The organism is Lacrimispora sinapis, assembly GCF_043633585.1.
In the GTDB taxonomy this organism is placed as follows: Bacteria; Bacillota; Clostridia; order Lachnospirales; family Lachnospiraceae; genus Lacrimispora; species Lacrimispora sinapis.
In genome coordinates, this window is sequence record NZ_CP141832.1 from 2170349 (window position 1) to 2185851 (window position 15503).

Annotated in this window: 12 protein-coding genes and 1 other annotated feature; of the genes, 3 read left to right on the top strand and 9 right to left on the bottom strand. The window is 45.6% G+C overall.

Going from position 1 to position 15503, the window contains the following annotated elements:
- Nucleotides 1–67 precede the first annotated feature (67 nt).
- The 6 genes from sigE to VIG27_RS10165 form a co-directional block, all read right to left on the bottom strand.
- On the bottom strand, nucleotides 68–808 hold the full coding sequence (sigE, locus tag VIG27_RS10140) for an RNA polymerase sporulation sigma factor SigE (protein ID WP_394522375.1): 741 nt from the start codon (nucleotides 806–808) through the stop codon (nucleotides 68–70).
- Nucleotides 809–837: 29 nt separating this feature from the next.
- Nucleotides 838–1731: a sigma-E processing peptidase SpoIIGA gene (locus VIG27_RS10145; protein ID WP_394522376.1), complete on the bottom strand. Its 894-nt coding sequence runs from the start codon at nucleotides 1729–1731 to the stop codon at nucleotides 838–840.
- A gap of 219 nt (nucleotides 1732–1950) precedes the next feature.
- Nucleotides 1951–4590 carry a valine--tRNA ligase gene (locus tag VIG27_RS10150; RefSeq protein WP_394522377.1) on the bottom strand — a complete coding sequence of 880 codons (2640 nt, stop codon included), beginning with the start codon at nucleotides 4588–4590 and terminating at the stop codon, nucleotides 1951–1953.
- Nucleotides 4591–4657: 67 nt separating this feature from the next.
- Nucleotides 4658–4880: a binding site (T-box leader), on the bottom strand.
- 89 nt (nucleotides 4881–4969) lie between these two features.
- Nucleotides 4970–5785: a hypothetical protein gene (locus VIG27_RS10155; protein ID WP_394522384.1), complete on the bottom strand. Its 816-nt coding sequence runs from the start codon at nucleotides 5783–5785 to the stop codon at nucleotides 4970–4972.
- Nucleotides 5782–7005, bottom strand: coding sequence for a DUF5716 family protein (locus VIG27_RS10160; RefSeq protein WP_394522385.1), 1224 nt, complete (start codon nucleotides 7003–7005; stop codon nucleotides 5782–5784). The genes VIG27_RS10155 and VIG27_RS10160 overlap by 4 nt, the downstream gene beginning before the upstream one ends.
- Nucleotides 7006–7022: 17 nt before the next feature.
- Nucleotides 7023–10595, bottom strand: a complete 3573-nt coding sequence (locus tag VIG27_RS10165) for a DUF5717 family protein (RefSeq protein ID WP_394522386.1) — start codon at nucleotides 10593–10595, stop codon at nucleotides 7023–7025.
- A 142-nt stretch (nucleotides 10596–10737) separates the two neighbouring features.
- On the opposite strand from VIG27_RS10165, the gene VIG27_RS10170 reads away from it, so the two are divergent.
- From VIG27_RS10170 to VIG27_RS10180, 3 genes are all read left to right on the top strand, one after another.
- Nucleotides 10738–11895 carry an NAD(P)-dependent malic enzyme gene (locus VIG27_RS10170; protein ID WP_394522387.1) on the top strand — a complete coding sequence of 386 codons (1158 nt, stop codon included), beginning with the start codon at nucleotides 10738–10740 and terminating at the stop codon, nucleotides 11893–11895.
- A 71-nt stretch (nucleotides 11896–11966) separates the two neighbouring features.
- Nucleotides 11967–12491: a DUF4364 family protein gene (locus tag VIG27_RS10175; protein WP_394522388.1), complete on the top strand. Its 525-nt coding sequence runs from the start codon at nucleotides 11967–11969 to the stop codon at nucleotides 12489–12491.
- 34 nt (nucleotides 12492–12525) lie between these two features.
- Complete coding sequence (locus VIG27_RS10180) at nucleotides 12526–12795, top strand: hypothetical protein (RefSeq protein ID WP_394522389.1); 270 nt, start codon at nucleotides 12526–12528, stop codon at nucleotides 12793–12795.
- A gap of 132 nt (nucleotides 12796–12927) precedes the next feature.
- Here VIG27_RS10180 and VIG27_RS10185 read toward each other — a convergent pair whose 3' ends face one another.
- The 3 genes from VIG27_RS10185 to VIG27_RS10195 form a co-directional block, all read right to left on the bottom strand.
- Nucleotides 12928–13671, bottom strand: a complete 744-nt coding sequence (locus VIG27_RS10185; RefSeq protein ID WP_394522391.1) for an amino acid ABC transporter ATP-binding protein — start codon at nucleotides 13669–13671, stop codon at nucleotides 12928–12930.
- The gene (locus VIG27_RS10190; protein ID WP_394522393.1) at nucleotides 13672–14472 is read right to left on the bottom strand and encodes an amino acid ABC transporter permease; all 801 of its coding nucleotides are present in this window, start codon (nucleotides 14470–14472) and stop codon (nucleotides 13672–13674) included. It abuts the gene before it with no gap.
- A gap of 106 nt (nucleotides 14473–14578) precedes the next feature.
- Complete coding sequence (locus tag VIG27_RS10195; protein WP_394522394.1) at nucleotides 14579–15478, bottom strand: transporter substrate-binding domain-containing protein; 900 nt, start codon at nucleotides 15476–15478, stop codon at nucleotides 14579–14581.
- Between the last annotated feature and the right edge of the window lie 25 nt (nucleotides 15479–15503).

Below are 15503 nucleotides of genomic sequence, written 5' to 3' on the forward strand. Positions count from 1 at the left end.
AAAGACTCCACAGAGCCTTTCCCAAATTCATTACGCCTCTTTGCTACACCCTTATGATACTACATTCTTATTCAAAACGGACAATTTCTTTTTTCAGCCGCTTCATGATTTTTTTCTCCAGCCTTGAAATATAGGACTGGGAGATGCCAAGTAAATCAGCCACCTCTTTCTGCGTCATTTCTTCTCCCTCTTCATCCGTCAGACCGAACCGCAGTTCCACAATCTTGCGTTCTCTTGGACTTAAACGGCTGATGGCCGTATTCAGCAGATTCCGCTCCACTTCTGTTTCCAGATCCTTATAAATAACATCTTCGTCCGTTCCAAGGATATCGGAAAGCAGAAGTTCATTGCCATCCCAGTCAACGTTTAGAGGTTCATCAATGGAAACTTCCATCTTGGTTTTATTGTTCCGGCGCAGATACATCAGGATTTCATTTTCAATGCAGCGGGAGGCATAGGTGGCCAGTTTAATATTTTTGGATGGATTAAAGGTATTGATGGCCTTGATCAGTCCGATGGTACCTATGGAAATCAGATCCTCCACACCAACGCTGGTATTATCGAATTTTTTTGCTATGTATACAACAAGACGGAGATTGTGCTCGATCAATTCTGATTTTGCCTTTTGATCATCGTCTCCGCCAAGAAGTGCAATGATCTGCGCCTCTTTTTCATTGTCCAGGGGCGCTGGCAGGATATCGGCTCCTCCGATGTAATGGATCTCCCCCTGAGACGGCATCACAAGCGTCCTGAACGTAGGAATTGCCTTAAACTGGAAACGGTTTGGTACGGAAACTTTTATTATCATGTCGATACTCTCTCCTTTACATCAAACATTTACTCATCGTGCAACAGCATCTGGTATTCACCATTTACGGATAACGTCTTTTTATAGACAGCCACCAGAGGCTTTATAATTACTTTTACTTCATCTCCCTGACGCACTTCCATTTCGTCTAGAAAAATACCGGGCAACACTCCGCTGCTTTTCCCAACACTTCCAAAGGGAATATAAATAACCTCTGTCACTGTTTCGCAGATCTCCCGAACAGCTTCGTAGGTCACCACATGGACGGGCCGGCGGCTTATGGGTTCATACAGCCGGTTTCCCGTATCAAGAAGAGCTGTCACTTTTTTTTCCTTTCCCCTGTAACGCATGGTGACTTCAAAAAAATTGCTCCTTTCTTTCCATAGTCCCGGAATCCACCAAAGCAAATACCGAATCCCAAAGTAAGCGCCTGCCGCAAGAAAAATCAACCGGTAAAGAGGGAGAGCTTTTCTGCCATTTCCCCTAAGAATCTGTTCTATATAATAGCCGGCCTTCGTATGTTGATATAGGATATTCATTATTCCGGCCACCACGGCCGCGGCCAGAAAAAGTGCTCCTACTGCTTTGCATATTTCCTTTGGTTTTTTCACATCAAAGGCCGTCATTACCATCAGGGTGCTGATGACTAAATAGGTAATTATCATCTCAAGCCATAAGGGCAATATCGGAAAAGCGGCGGCAAATACGGCCCATGCCGCCCCTAAAAATGCCCCAAGAATCATTCTCCACCTAATAAAACGGTATTTCATGCCCCGCCTTACAATGGATAATACCAATAAATCCATGGTAAAATTAATCAAGAACAACACATCTATGTACAGGTTTATTTCCGTTGCTGCATTCACCTCCCGCCCTGTACGAACATTATATCCAGTATATCTTTCAGAATTTGTCAAAACCATGGGGATGATTCCACTTTTTCATCGTCTTTTTCCGTCCTGCTGTGTCACAGAATGACATATTATTACACCCTGGAAATATCTGGATGGACAAATACAGCGGTCTCCCATATGCCTTCTTTCCTCCCTTTTAAGCAACAAAAAACAGCCGGAACAGGCATTTCTGCCATGTTCGACTGTTTTTCACAAACCATTTTTTATTGTCGATATTTAAAAATTCATTCAGGAAAGCTGGGTAAGCCTCTCTTTTACCTGTTCCATCATCTGAGTGTATTTTTCAAGCTTTTCTTTTTCTTCCTGAATTTTGGCTTCCGGAGCCTTGCTTACGAATTTCTCATTGCTCAGCATTCCGGTAACACGGGCCAGCTCTTTGCTTAAACGGTCTTCTTCCTTCTTTAACCGCTCGATCTCTTTTTCAATATCAACTAATTCTGCAAAAGGCATATAAATGACTGCCTGATGAATGACCGCAGATACCGCATCGTCGGAAATTCCGTTCTTATCCTTCTGCAGATAAACTTCCCCCGCATAACCAAGGGTAGCAAAGAATACCTTGCTGCTCTCAAAAATATCAAGAATCTCCTGGTTTTCAGATACCACATAGACCTTTGCCTTTTTGCTTGGCGGTACATTCATGGAAGTGCGCACATTACGGATTGCTCTTACCGCCTCCTTAATGGTCTCTACGGCCCGCTCCTCAGATTCAAAGTTCCATGAAGCCTCATATTCCGGCCACTGGGAGATCATGATAGACTCCTCCTGATCCTGGAGATTGCAGAATATTTCTTCCGTCACGAACGGCATATAAGGATGAAGGAGCTTCAACGACCGGATCAATACGGTCTTTAACGTCCAGATGGCAGCAGCTTTTGTGGTATCATTATCATCCCACAGTCTGGGCTTTACCATCTCAATATACCAGTCACAGAATTCTTCCCAGATAAAGTCATAGACCTTCTGAAGTGCAATTCCAAGTTCGTATTTATCCAGATTTTCTGTCACGTCCTTAGCCAGAGTGTTCACCTTTGACAAAATCCATTTATCTGCCATGGTAAGCTCGGAAAGCTGTGCCTCTGTTTTCGGTGCTTTTTCAATATTCATCATGATGAAACGGGAAGCATTCCACACTTTATTTGCAAAATTTCTGCTCGCCTCCACACGTTCCCAATAAAATCTCATATCATTGCCCGGAGCATTTCCTGTAATAAGGGTCATGCGCAGCGCATCTGCCCCGTATTTATCAATGACCTCCAGAGGGTCAATGCCGTTTCCTAAGGATTTGCTCATCTTGCGTCCTTCAGAATCCCTCACCAGGCCATGCATCAGTACGGTATGGAACGGCAGCTTTCCCGTATGCTCGATGCCGGAAAATACCATACGGATGACCCAGAAGAAAATGATATCATAACCGGTAACCAGTACATCGGTTGGGTAGAAATACTTTAAATCTTCTGTTTCATTGGGCCATCCCAGGGTTGAGAACGGCCAGAGTGCAGACGAAAACCAGGTGTCAAGAGTATCCTCATCCTGTGTTAAGTGTGTCCCCTTGCATTTTGGACAAACGTCCGGTGCTTTCCTGGAAACAACGATCTCTCCGCAGCTATCACAGTAATAAGCCGGAATCCGGTGCCCCCACCAGAGCTGTCTGGAGATACACCAGTCACGAATGTTCTCAAGCCAGTTAAAATACGTCTTATCAAATCTCTCAGGAACAAATTTTAAGGAGCCATTCCTTAATGCTTCCACCGCTGGTTTAGCCAGCTCATCCATCTTAACGAACCACTGCTGTTTTACCATAGGTTCTACGGTGGCACCGCAACGGTCATGAGTTCCAACCGCATGGGTGTGAGGCTCGACCTTCACCAAAAGCCCCAGTGCCTCCAAATCCTTTACCATGGCCTTTCTGGCTTCATACCGTTCCATACCGTGGTATTTGCTTCCCGGAAGGTTGATGGTGGCATCGTCATTCATGATAACCAGTTCCGGCAGATCATGTCTTTTCCCAACTTCAAAGTCATTGGGGTCATGCGCCGGAGTGATCTTTACGCATCCGGTACCGAATTCTTTATCCACATATGAATCCGCAATTACCGGTATCTCACGGTCTGTAAGAGGAAGCTTTAACATTTTGCCGATCAGGTCCTGATACCGTTCATCCTCCGGGTTGACAGCCACCGCACTGTCTCCTAACAGAGTTTCCGGCCTTGTAGTTGCGATCTCCACAAATCTGCCTTCTTCTCCTGCAATGGGGTAATTGATGTGCCAGAAGAAGCCATTCTGGTCCTCGTGCTCCACCTCAGCATCGGAAATGGAGGTCTGGCATACCGGACACCAGTTTACGATTCTGGAGCCTTTATAAATATAACCCTTTTTATGAAGGCGGATAAACACTTCCTGGACTGCCTCAGAGCACCCGTCATCCATGGTAAAGCGTTCTCTCTCCCAGTCAGCGGAAGAGCCTAGCTTATGAAGCTGATTGATGATTCTGCTGCCATAATCCTTTTTCCAGTCCCAGCACTTGGAAAGAAAGCCTTCTCTTCCAAGTTCCTCTTTGTCAATGCCCTGCTGTTTCAAACTCTCAATTACCTTTACTTCCGTGGCAATGGCGGCATGGTCTGTTCCCGGCTGCCAAAGAGCCTCAAACCCCTGCATTCTCTTGTACCGGATCAAAATGTCCTGCATGGTATTGTCCAGAGCATGTCCCATATGGAGCTGTCCGGTGATATTTGGCGGCGGCATCACAATGGTAAAGGGCTTCTTGTCCTTATTTGGCTGTGCATGGAAATACCTTTTATCCAGCCACTTTTTATAAAGCTTTCCTTCGATCCCAGCCGGATCATAGGTCTTTTCTAACTCTTTCATAATCTTCTCCTTTATCTTTCCCATCATTTTTCATAGAAAAAAAGAAAAGCCCTCTGCATCCTTGGATGCAAAGGGCGAATCATCGCGGTACCACCTTTTTTTATATGACAAATCCTGCCATACTTCTTTCGGCTTATAACGCTGCCAGGCGTGAAAGCTTACTGTCAGTCTGATTCAGCCTTCCGGTTCCAAAGCTACCTTCCGAACACACTTCCTTAACCGCCTTTCAGCCGATGGACGGTTTTCTCTTTCAGGGTCATGCACGTACTCCTCTTTTTCTCTACCTTTTCTTTATTCCCACCCGTGGGCTTTGGCACAAAGCCATACTCACAAAGTGTTTTCCTGTCATTTGTAATGATAGTGTCTTTTCAGAAATTTGTCAAGACATAATGTTGCGGTATTCCTGTTTCCACTTCTGAACAAGCTCTCCGGCGCCTTGAAAACGCTTGATGGGATCTTTTTGAAACAGCTTTTCCAGTTCCAGAAGGCTGTCTGCCTGGCCTGCCAGCTCTTCTGCTTTTCTCCGTTCTTCTTCGGTTTCCCGCTTCAATTCTTCCGTAATCAAGGCCTGAAACCTCTCATTTAATACAAGGCCCTTGTTCCACTGGGCCAAATGGCAGATTCTTTTTAAGACCTCACTGTTTTTTACCAGATCAAAGGATTTCACATAAGCCTGATAAGCCTTGTTGGTCATAAAAAGCCTTGCATAGGAGGCACCCAGATTGTTATAGATCTTTGCCCGAAACACGTCATCCACACGGTTTCCCTTCGGCAGTTCTAAAATCCTCTGATATTCCGCCACCGCTTTTCCATACTGTTTTTTGGAAAACAGATAATCCGCCCGTTCCTTTAAAAATTCCGCCTCCGGCAGCCGCCGGTAAGCGGCTAACTTCTGCCTAAAACGGTTCACCTCTGCCGCATTGTAATAATCGCATTCGTGTAGAATTACAGCCAAAATCTCATCCCCGTCTTCACCGCTTTGCTGTAATTTCACCAGCTTTAAAGCAAGGAAAGCCATATCCAGATCATCCCGGATAAATTCAATCAGGGAATTATCCACAAAGTTGTCCATGACAAGCAGAGGATTATGATAAATCACATAGCATAGCTCCTGGGAAGAAAACAAACGGACTCCCAGACCTTCAAAATAATATGGGTGTTTCACCGGCTCCTGCCGGCAAAGAATCAGACTCATAGCATGACCTCTTGTCTAATGACTGCATCCGTAGCAGGAAACAGCTCTCCAAAGCCTTTGTCTTTCAGTACCACTGCCATGGTTTTTTCATCCAAAAAGCCAAAGCTCAAGCCCAGCCGGGTCGTCCTGCTTGGCCGGTTGGGAAACCCTTCTAAGGGGATCTTTACTAAGCGCCTCTGTTTGGGGTCCATGGGAGTCACCATAAATTCCACATAATCCTGGTTATCCACGATCAAATCTACACTGCTCTTTGTTTCGTACCAGTTATCACCGGCAGCCGCCACCACAAGCTGGCTTTCCCGCTCCTTGTGGAGCACTCGCATGGAAACTGTGGAATGAAGCCGTCCATCACAGATGCAGGTGAACGGATATGCGTTATTTTCCTGTAAGTAATCCATGCCTTTAAAAGCCGCACCTCTTGCAAACAGCTCCTGCTCTATATAAACCTTGCGGCGGGAACAGAGCACCTTCATGGAATCCACCGCCCAGTCATGGCGCTCAAAGCCTTTCCCGGTGAGAAAAACAGAGGAAAACAGCTTTTTCTGAAGAAGCCGTTCCGCACAGGAGCTTAAGATCTTATCCGCCAGTTTTCCGCCGGAAGGCGTATCTAAAATATCCAGATTAAAGCTTTCTTCCAGAGCTTCATCCTCTGCGATCACCATCATCTTCCGTAAGCCCCGCTGCACCTTCAGTTCATAATAGTGAAAGGAATCTTCCGACAAGTCAAAGACACCCACCTGATTGCTCCATACCTCTTTCTTCTGGCTGAGTACATAGTACACAAACCCTTCCGTGTGGCTTATAATATGAACCCGGTCCCTGGGAATCCCAAGCGAATCCGCACAATGCATCAGAGAATCCATCAGCTTGATATCCACCTTCTGCAAGGTGATCACCAGCTGTTTCACCTCTTCGCAGAAAAATTCCTCCATTGGGAGCTTCAGTATTTTTTTCAAATAAATCGTTAAAAGTTCAAGTCCTTCATATTTGGTTCCGCCCAGGGTCGCGGTACCTTCTTTTCTAACCATTTTTATCAGCTTGTCTACAATGATGCCTTCTCCCACAAGGGTATAGGCATAAGCCTCTTCCCCCACATACCAGGCATCTTCGTCCTTTTTACGGCAGATGACCGTAGGAATGCACCATGATTTTTCCCTGTCATGGCAGCATATGCGGGTATAGGCATCACAGAGATCAAGCCCTATTATCAGTCCGTCCATCGACAGCCCCCTTTATCTTACATCAGTGGAAATAATTCTTCTGCAGCCGCATTCTTTTTCAAATACTCCTGCATCCGTTTTTTGAGCCCTGTTTCGTCCTTTAAATTTAAAGACAGGCTCATTTCGTTCAGACACGCAAATCTGCTGTCCGAATCCTTAGGGGATTTACCAGCATCACAACTGACACTGCCTTCCTTTTTCAGCACCCATTCATCATCAACCAGTTCGCTGATCCGATACTCCATGATCTCGCCTTCAAACAGAATCTTCTGCTTGACAAACACGCCCTGGTATACCCGGGCAATGTCTTCCATGTGAAATTCCTCCTCATCGGGAAGGATCCGTACCTGAAGCTCAACCTTGGAATCCCGGGCTGCGCAGTACTGGATCATGGCTTTATCAAGAATATCCTCCGGCAAAGAAACGTATTGCGCCAGTTCTTTATAATGGGGGAATACATATCCTTCTTCCAAAAGATACTGTACCGTCTCCCTGCACAGGGTTATCTGCTCCTTTGAAAGGCCGGGAAGCTGGGAATAATACTTTGAAAGAGCCAGCAGATAAATGGTTGGCAGGCGTCCTTTGACAGAAGCTCCTCTCACCAGGGCCTCCAGATAAGCGAACACTTTTTCTTCCGGCTCTTTCTCGTCCATAAAATATTCCGTGCATTTTATGGTAAAATACGCTTTTACGATATTATCGCTGGTTTCCTTACGGGTTCTATATAAATGGAATACCTTGTCCAGTTTTGCCATACAGCCCGAAAACATCATCTGGGCTGTCAGCCGTTCTTCTAAGTCATAAGTCTCCACATGCCCGGAGACTCCCTGCAAAAGCACTTGTACCATCTGGTCTGTAAGTCCGTTAAAATGTTCGCATAAATAATCCAGAATCACGCTGTCATGTTTCCCTTTCTGAAACACCTCATAAGCCAGATATAAAAGCAGGGGATCTTCGTCAAACAGCTTCTGAAGAATCATCTTGGTACACAATTGATACAGATGTTCCGTCTCAATTCCTTCACAGCCGAATTCCCGGAGCATTTGAAATGCTTCTTCCATATAGCCGTTGCGGATCAATGTATTGCAGACTGCGGTCCTCTCCGGTTTTGTCAGAACCTTTTTATCCAGATTCAGCAGATATCCGGCGCCCTCTGCCCCCTCTTGGGGAACCTCAGCCTGATTCTGGTAAAATTCAATGACTCTGGATAAAAGCAGCCGCTGGTAATAGGGCCTTAGCTTGGGATCTTCCAAGGTAGCCTCTAAAATCTTTACCTCCGCCGTATCGGATATGCCGCCGGCAAGCACCTTATTGCAGGCTCTTAAACGAAGCATGGAATGATCCGGATAAAGTTCAAAGCAGCGTTCCTCCAACTCAGGCCGGTCCATGACCGGGTCCTTTTTATAGGGGACATTGGCATACCGGTTGCCGAACGCATCCTGAAACAGCAGGATGCTGTGTTCAGAAAACAGCGGAACGTAAGCGATTCCATTTTCAAGAAGGAAGGCATCCTCCTCCGTCAGTTCCTCGTAACAGACAATGACATATTTCATCTTAGGATTGCTGCACTCCACCCGGTAGGAACGCAAAATAGACGGAAGCACCATTGCCATAGGAAGATCAATCACGTCCTTTAATATCATCCGTTCGTAGATAGCCGCCAGACGGTTGTTGATCCTGGATTCAAATAACTGCTCCGTTGCAAACTTTTCAATGGTACGTTCATACGCCTGATACAGCGGATCGGAAGGTTCCAAATACACTAAAACATTTTTATATAAAACGGTCCTGCTGTGAAGGTCCAGCTCGCTGCCTCCATAAGAAAAGTAAAGAAGCACCTCTTTTGGCAGAAGGTAGCAATAATCTCTTGGAAGCGCGTACAAATAATATTCATAAAGTCTTGTCAGACTGATTCCGGCCTTTATCCCTTTTTCATACCAGGCAAAGGCTTCTGCCATGCGGCATTCCCCTTTGATCAGGAGCGCGCAGATGGCTTCCAGCACTTCTTTTTCCGGGTATTCCTTATAAAGCCTGACCAGCATCCGGTAGTGGAGACGGTTAAAATGCTTGGCGGTCAGGGTCAGCCTGGAAACCGTCAGCGCCAGCTTTTTTTCCACCAAGCCCTTGCCTGCGCAATGAAACAGGATTTGAAGCTCCATAGGTCCCACAGTCCGTATCATATCCGGTGCACTGTTTAATATCCGGCAGCCCCATACATAGAAAAACGGGCTTCTGACGCCCGCCTCATATTGCCGTTTCAGCAGGGAAAACAGAGCCGGCATATTATCAAAGAGTCTGCCATCCAGCTTGAGCAGCAGCACAAAAAGCCAGAACAGCTTCCGGTCCTCCTCCAGATATTTTTTCATCAGGCGGATTAAGGATTCCTTCTGATATTCATCCGGCTGGACTTTTAAGCGCAGATACTGATAGTAACAGTACAATTCCTTCTTTTCCTGACGCCGGTCTAAAATATCATCTCTGCACTCATCAAGAAGCAGGGCTGCTTTTGAAGGCTTTCCTCCGCCCACGCATACTTCCGCACGCAAAAGCTTATAAAAGCTCTTTTCCCCTTTCATCAGTTCCAGTTCATCAAGCGCCTTTTCCATCTCTTCATAGATGCCTGCGGTACTGATTTTTCCAGACTCTTCTTCCAGGCGCAGCCGCAAAAATCGGCCGAAAGCCTCTTTTGCAAAGGCATCCTCCGCCGATATCCCTCCTCCTGGGTTTACAACTGCCATAACCGGTATGAGAAATTTGTCTTCCACTCCGGTTATAATGATTCTTCCGGAATTCTCTCCCTGATGCATCCGTTCGGGGTGAACATAAAACGGGATGCTGCATTGGTCCTGTTCAAAATCATGTTCTCCAACACTTTTTTTCGGTAACTCTATAAAATCACAGTCCGTTGTAACCTCCAGGTTCACATATCCCCACCCGCTGCGCGTTATCACAACGCTGTCCTTTACAACGTCCTCCAGTTCTCCAAATATCCGCTCTTTGGTTTCCGCCCATAATTCTACCGGCTTTTTTACCTTCAGTGCGGTCAAAAATTCTTCCAGTTCTTTTCTTCTGTCCGGTCTTCCCTTTAAACCATCATAAATCGCCCTTATATGAAGGTCATTCATAAAAGGGGCCGTGACAAAATCACGGTACTCGAACAAACGCAGTGCCGTGTCCATATCTTTCTTTGCAATCTCTGCAAAATCTTCTGCTGTTTTTAAATCACTCAGCGCTTTTCCTGACGTACTCAGTTCCACACGAAAAGAATAAGGGACTTCTCTCTCGCCGCCATTGGTAACCAGATAAAAAGATCCCTTAATCACATCCCCATCTTCCAAAAAACTGCCGTTTATTTCATAGACCAGATGGTTATATGTACCGCCAAACGCTCCGCTTATAAGCCTGACGCGAAAGTTCGAGGAATATGCAAGTCCTTTTATGTGTAGATTGTTCTCACTGGTAACGACAAGTTCCCGCCTCGTGGCTCCTCCGGAGCGCACCACATCATCAATTCCCGATGGGGTAACCTTAATCTTTGGAATTTCTGAATCAATGATGCCTTTTGCCAGCCTGTTGATTCGTTCTCTCATAGTGCCACCTGTATCTTAAATTTCCTTATCTTATTAGCTTGCTTAAATTTAATTACTCTATATTCTAACATATTTTCTATTGATTTAAAACCCTAAAATTGGTATGATATAATAAAAACTGTTGAAAAAAGGACAAACTCTCATGACAACCAACGAGAAAGCTTTATTGCTGCATAAAGAATGGAACGGAAAACTGGAAGTTATTTCCAAAGCAAAGGTGAAAACCAGGGAAGATCTTGCCCTCGCCTATACTCCTGGCGTTGCAGAACCATGTAAGGCCATCGCAAAAGATCCGGAGACCGCCTATCAATATACGATAAAATCCAACACTGTGGCCGTAGTTTCAGACGGCAGTGCGGTACTTGGTCTTGGCAACATCGGCCCTCTTGCTGCCATGCCGGTCATGGAAGGAAAAGCAGTGCTGTTTAAAGAATTTGGCGGAATCAATGCCGTTCCCATCTGTCTGGATACTCAGGACACAGAGGAAATCATTAAAACCGTGGTGAATATCGCTCCGGCATTCGGCGGAATCAATTTGGAAGACATCTCCGCTCCCCGCTGTTTTGAAATCGAAGAACGGCTGAAGGAGCTTCTTTCTATCCCGGTATTTCATGATGACCAGCACGGAACTGCCATTGTGGTTCTTTCCGGCATCATCAATGCCTTAAAAGTGACTGGCAGAAAAAAAGAAGAATGCAAAGTTGTGGTAAACGGTGCAGGTTCTGCCGGAATAGCCATTGCAAAGCTTCTTTTGACCTATGGATTCGTTCATGTTACCCTGTGTGACCGGATCGGAATCCTTGCCAAGGGCATGGAAGGCTTGAACTGGATGCAGGAAAAGATGATGGAGTTGACCAATCTGGAAGGAAGACACGGTTCTCTGGCAGATGCCATGAGGGGGGCTGACATCTTTGTAGGCGTATCCGCTCCGGGAATTGTCACGGAAGACATGGTTGCTTCCATGAACTCAGACTCCATTTTATTTGCTATGGCAAATCCGGTTCCTGAAATCATGCCTGACCTTGCTAAAGCTGCAGGAGCCAGGGTCGTGGGTACGGGAAGATCCGATTTTCCAAATCAGGTGAATAACGTGGTTGTTTTCCCAGGAATCTTTAAAGGCGCACTGGAAGGGCGGGCAACTGCCATTACCGAAGAGATGAAGCTGGCCGCTGCTACTGCCATTGCTGACCTTGTAGCACCTTCAGAATTAAACGAGAACAACATTCTGCCGGAGGCTTTTGACCCCCGTGTTGCAGATGTTGTAAGCCGGGCGGTAAAAGAACATATCCGGCAATCCTAAAAAAATCAGCCGGAAGATTTTTGATCCTTCCCTGAAATTACGGCGCGCAGAATGCGTCACTGGAGGTAACTATGCTGTCAGAACCTATGACCCTGTACAAACTGATGATTTTATACATGCTTAAGCAGGTAAACTTTCCCCTGACCAGCGCCCAATTGTCAAACTTTTTTCTGGAGCATGAATACACCACTTATTTTACCTTGAACCAGGCGCTCAACGAACTGCTGGAGGCCCGATTGCTTCATGTGGAGACCAATCACAACAGCAGCCGGTATGAAATTACAAGAGAAGGGGAAGAAACACTTTCCTTTTTCGGGAACAAAATCTCTCCTGCTATCATCAATGATATAGATGAGTATTTAAAGGACAATAAATTCCGGCTCCGCAATGAAGTCGGCGTCACCGCAGACTATTATAAATCCACCAGTCAGGACTATGTGGTCCACTGCGAAGTACGGGAAGGAAAAAACTGCCTGATAAATCTGGAGCTATCTGTTCCGGACAAGGATCAGGCAGAAATCATGTGTGATCACTGGAAATCAAAAAGCCAGGAAATCTATGCATTTGCCATGAAATCGCTGATGAGCGGTTCCTGACACACCTGGCTCTAAACGATAAGGGGGAATCTGCTTGAATAAAATTCAGGTAAAAAAAACTTGGTTTCAGACCATCCATGACCAATATGAGTCTATACGCAGGCAGCAAAGGAAAAAATTGTTTCGATTTAAGATAAAACTGTTTTTAACCCTTGTTCTGCCCGTCCTGATCGTTGTGCTTGGAATTCAAGTTGCCCGTACCTTTATTCAGCTCAAGATACGGCAGCTCTTTACAAAACCTCTTCCCGGAAGCAGAGAAAAAGAAGCTTCCACATCAGACCATGAGGAGCACTTGCCGAAGTAATTGATACTCAGACCGGACAGAACCGGGTTCTGTCCGGAACCAATTTTATTTATCCCTACATTCTTTTGCATATCAAAAAGGAGCCGGCTTCACAACTGACCGTTCAGTCATTCAGCAACAGCTCCTATTCTTTTATCCCTGCATAAAACGGTTCAAAAATTCTTTTGTAGAGTTCTTTTGAGGATTTCCAAAAATATCTGCCGGTTTTCCTTCTTCTTCAATGACTCCGCCAGCCATATAAACCACATGATTGGATACATCTCTTGCGAACGCCATCTCATGAGTCACGATAATCATGGTAAGCCCTTCCTTGGCCAGCGTTCTCATGACCGCCAACACTTCTCCCACCATCTGAGGGTCAAGGGCCGATGTGGGTTCATCGAATAAAAGAATCTCAGGTTCCATGGCCAAGGCCCTGGCAATTGCCACTCTTTGCTTCTGTCCGCCGGACAGCTGTCTTGGTTTGGCATTGATATAAGGAGCCATGCCCACTTTCTCCAAATACATCATGGCTTTCTTTCTTGCTTCTTCTTTCTCTTTTTTCAGCACCTTCACCTGCCCTACCAGACAGTTTTCCAATACAGTCATATTGTTGAACAAGTTAAAATTCTGAAACACCATACCTACTTTGGTTCTGTAAGACGGTGCATTCATCTTTCTGTCCGTAATATCCACATCATGGTATAAGATCTCACCGGTCGTTGGTGTTTCTAAAAGGTTGATGCAGCGCAACAGCGTTGATTTACCGGAACCGGAGGCTCCGATGATACAGGTCACATCCCCGGCATTTACCGAAAAGTCAATATCCCGTAAAACGACGTTGGCTCCAAAGGTTTTACTTAAATGATGGATTTCCAAAACTTTTTCTGCTGCCATTTACTTATCCTCCTTCTCTTTCGGATCTGGAAATTTCACCAGGCCGCTGGTATAAGCCAGCGTATCTGTGGTAGCCAGATCGTAGCTGTCAGGACCATCCATCTTCTTTTCCCAATGACGAAGGATTCTGGAACACGCAAAGGTCAGGATGAAATAAATGATCATGGTAATGGTAAATGCCTCAAAGTAAGTGTAATAAGCGCCTGCCACACCCTTTGTCGCATAGAATAATTCCACCACACCGATGACGGAAAGCACACAGGTATCCTTGATGTTGATGATTAAGTTATTGCCGATCTGGGGCATGATGTTGCGGAGTGCCTGAGGCATAATCACATTGACCATGGTCTGGAAATGAGTCATGCCGATGGCCTTTGCACCTTCCGTCTGTCCCGGATCAATGGACAGAATACCGCCTCTTACGGTCTCAGCCATATACGCACCGGTATTGATGGATACAATGAAGTAAGCAGCAAAAACAATGGACATATTGATGTTAAACAGTGCAGAGGAACCGTAGAATATGAACATGGCCTGAACCATCATCGGAGTTCCCCGGAAAATTTCAACATATACATTTAAAATAATTTTAACAAGCTTCAAAAAGATACGCTTGAGGATATGATCGTTTTTTGATACAGGAATCGTCTGAACGATTCCTACGGCAAAACCAATGATACAACCAATGATCGTTCCTACAATAGCAATTGCCATTGTCTTTCCGGCGCCGCTCAAAAAGGATGGACCGTACTCATGCAGAATAAATATAATTCTGCCAAAAAAATCTGATGGTAAAGACATATTACCTACTCCTTTTCACAGTGTCATTTAGACAGCACAAGCGGCACGGAATTGAACGCTGTTGTCCTTCCCGTGCCCGCAAATCCTGCTTCTTTTCTATTACCAGTTATTTTGATAACGGCTGTACGGAAATGGCTTCCTCCATCATCTTGTCGAAGTCATCCTTTGTCAGCTTGGAAAGGACTCCGTTAATGGCATTTTTTAATTCCGTGTTGCCCTTCTTTAATGAAATTCCGATATTGATGTCTTCATCAGACACTTTGAAATCGCCCTCTGTTCCGGTAAAATCAAGAAGTTTAAAATCAGGATAAGCCATCAGTGCAGCCTGTCCGGTTGGCTTATCGGTAACAACCACGTCACATCTGCCGGTGCTAAGTGCTACCAGCATCGCAGGAGCAGATTCCATCGCAGGCTGAATCTTCGCCTGTGGGATCTGGGGAAGACAGCTGTCATACCAAATGGTATTTAACTGAGAGGTTCCTGCAGCGCCTGCAAGATCCGCCACGCTCTTGGCATTCTCATATTTGCTTCCATTCTTTACCAGAGTAACAATGGTTGCATAATAGTATGGGTCGGTAAAGTCAACGGACTGCATACGTTCAGATGTAATAGACTGACCGGCGATGACGCAATCCACTTTTCCTGACTGAACGGCCGGTACCAGGGAATCCCAGTCCAGCTTTACGATTTCTAAGTCGTACCCAAGTTCATCTGCAATCTTTTTTGCCATCATGACGTCATACCCGTATGCGTAATCAGAGCTTCCGGAAATCGGAACGGCTCCGTTCTCATCGTTTGACTGGGTCCAGTTATAAGGGGCATAACTGCATTCCATGGCAACCTTTAATACTTTCTTGTCTCCGGTATCTGCACCGGCCGCAGTGGTTTCTGCACCAGCAGCCCCGTTTGTTTCCTTCTGTGAACCGCTTCCGCATGCAGTCAATGCTGCTGCTGCAAGAGAAACTGCCAAAAGAGCGGCTGCTACTTTCTTGATTGTCTTTTTCATAACTGTTTTCTCCTCTTTCTGCCAA

What these genes read in the sequence shown, in the direction of transcription:
- VIG27_RS10175 (WP_394522388.1), top strand. Translation starts at nt 11,967, where the DNA reads ATGCTGTCAGAACCTATGACCCTGTACAAACTGATGATTTTATACATG.
- VIG27_RS10190 (WP_394522393.1), bottom strand. Translation starts at nt 14,472, where the DNA reads ATGTCTTTACCATCAGATTTTTTTGGCAGAATTATATTTATTCTGCAT.
- VIG27_RS10165 (WP_394522386.1), bottom strand. Translation starts at nt 10,595, where the DNA reads ATGAGAGAACGAATCAACAGGCTGGCAAAAGGCATCATTGATTCAGAA.
- VIG27_RS10145 (WP_394522376.1), bottom strand. Translation starts at nt 1,731, where the DNA reads ATGGTTTTGACAAATTCTGAAAGATATACTGGATATAATGTTCGTACA.
- VIG27_RS10170 (WP_394522387.1), top strand. Translation starts at nt 10,738, where the DNA reads ATGACAACCAACGAGAAAGCTTTATTGCTGCATAAAGAATGGAACGGA.
- VIG27_RS10185 (WP_394522391.1), bottom strand. Translation starts at nt 13,671, where the DNA reads ATGGCAGCAGAAAAAGTTTTGGAAATCCATCATTTAAGTAAAACCTTT.
- VIG27_RS10160 (WP_394522385.1), bottom strand. Translation starts at nt 7,005, where the DNA reads ATGGACGGACTGATAATAGGGCTTGATCTCTGTGATGCCTATACCCGC.
- VIG27_RS10195 (WP_394522394.1), bottom strand. Translation starts at nt 15,478, where the DNA reads ATGAAAAAGACAATCAAGAAAGTAGCAGCCGCTCTTTTGGCAGTTTCT.
- VIG27_RS10150 (WP_394522377.1), bottom strand. Translation starts at nt 4,590, where the DNA reads ATGAAAGAGTTAGAAAAGACCTATGATCCGGCTGGGATCGAAGGAAAG.
- sigE (WP_394522375.1), bottom strand. Translation starts at nt 808, where the DNA reads ATGATAATAAAAGTTTCCGTACCAAACCGTTTCCAGTTTAAGGCAATT.
- VIG27_RS10155 (WP_394522384.1), bottom strand. Translation starts at nt 5,785, where the DNA reads ATGAGTCTGATTCTTTGCCGGCAGGAGCCGGTGAAACACCCATATTAT.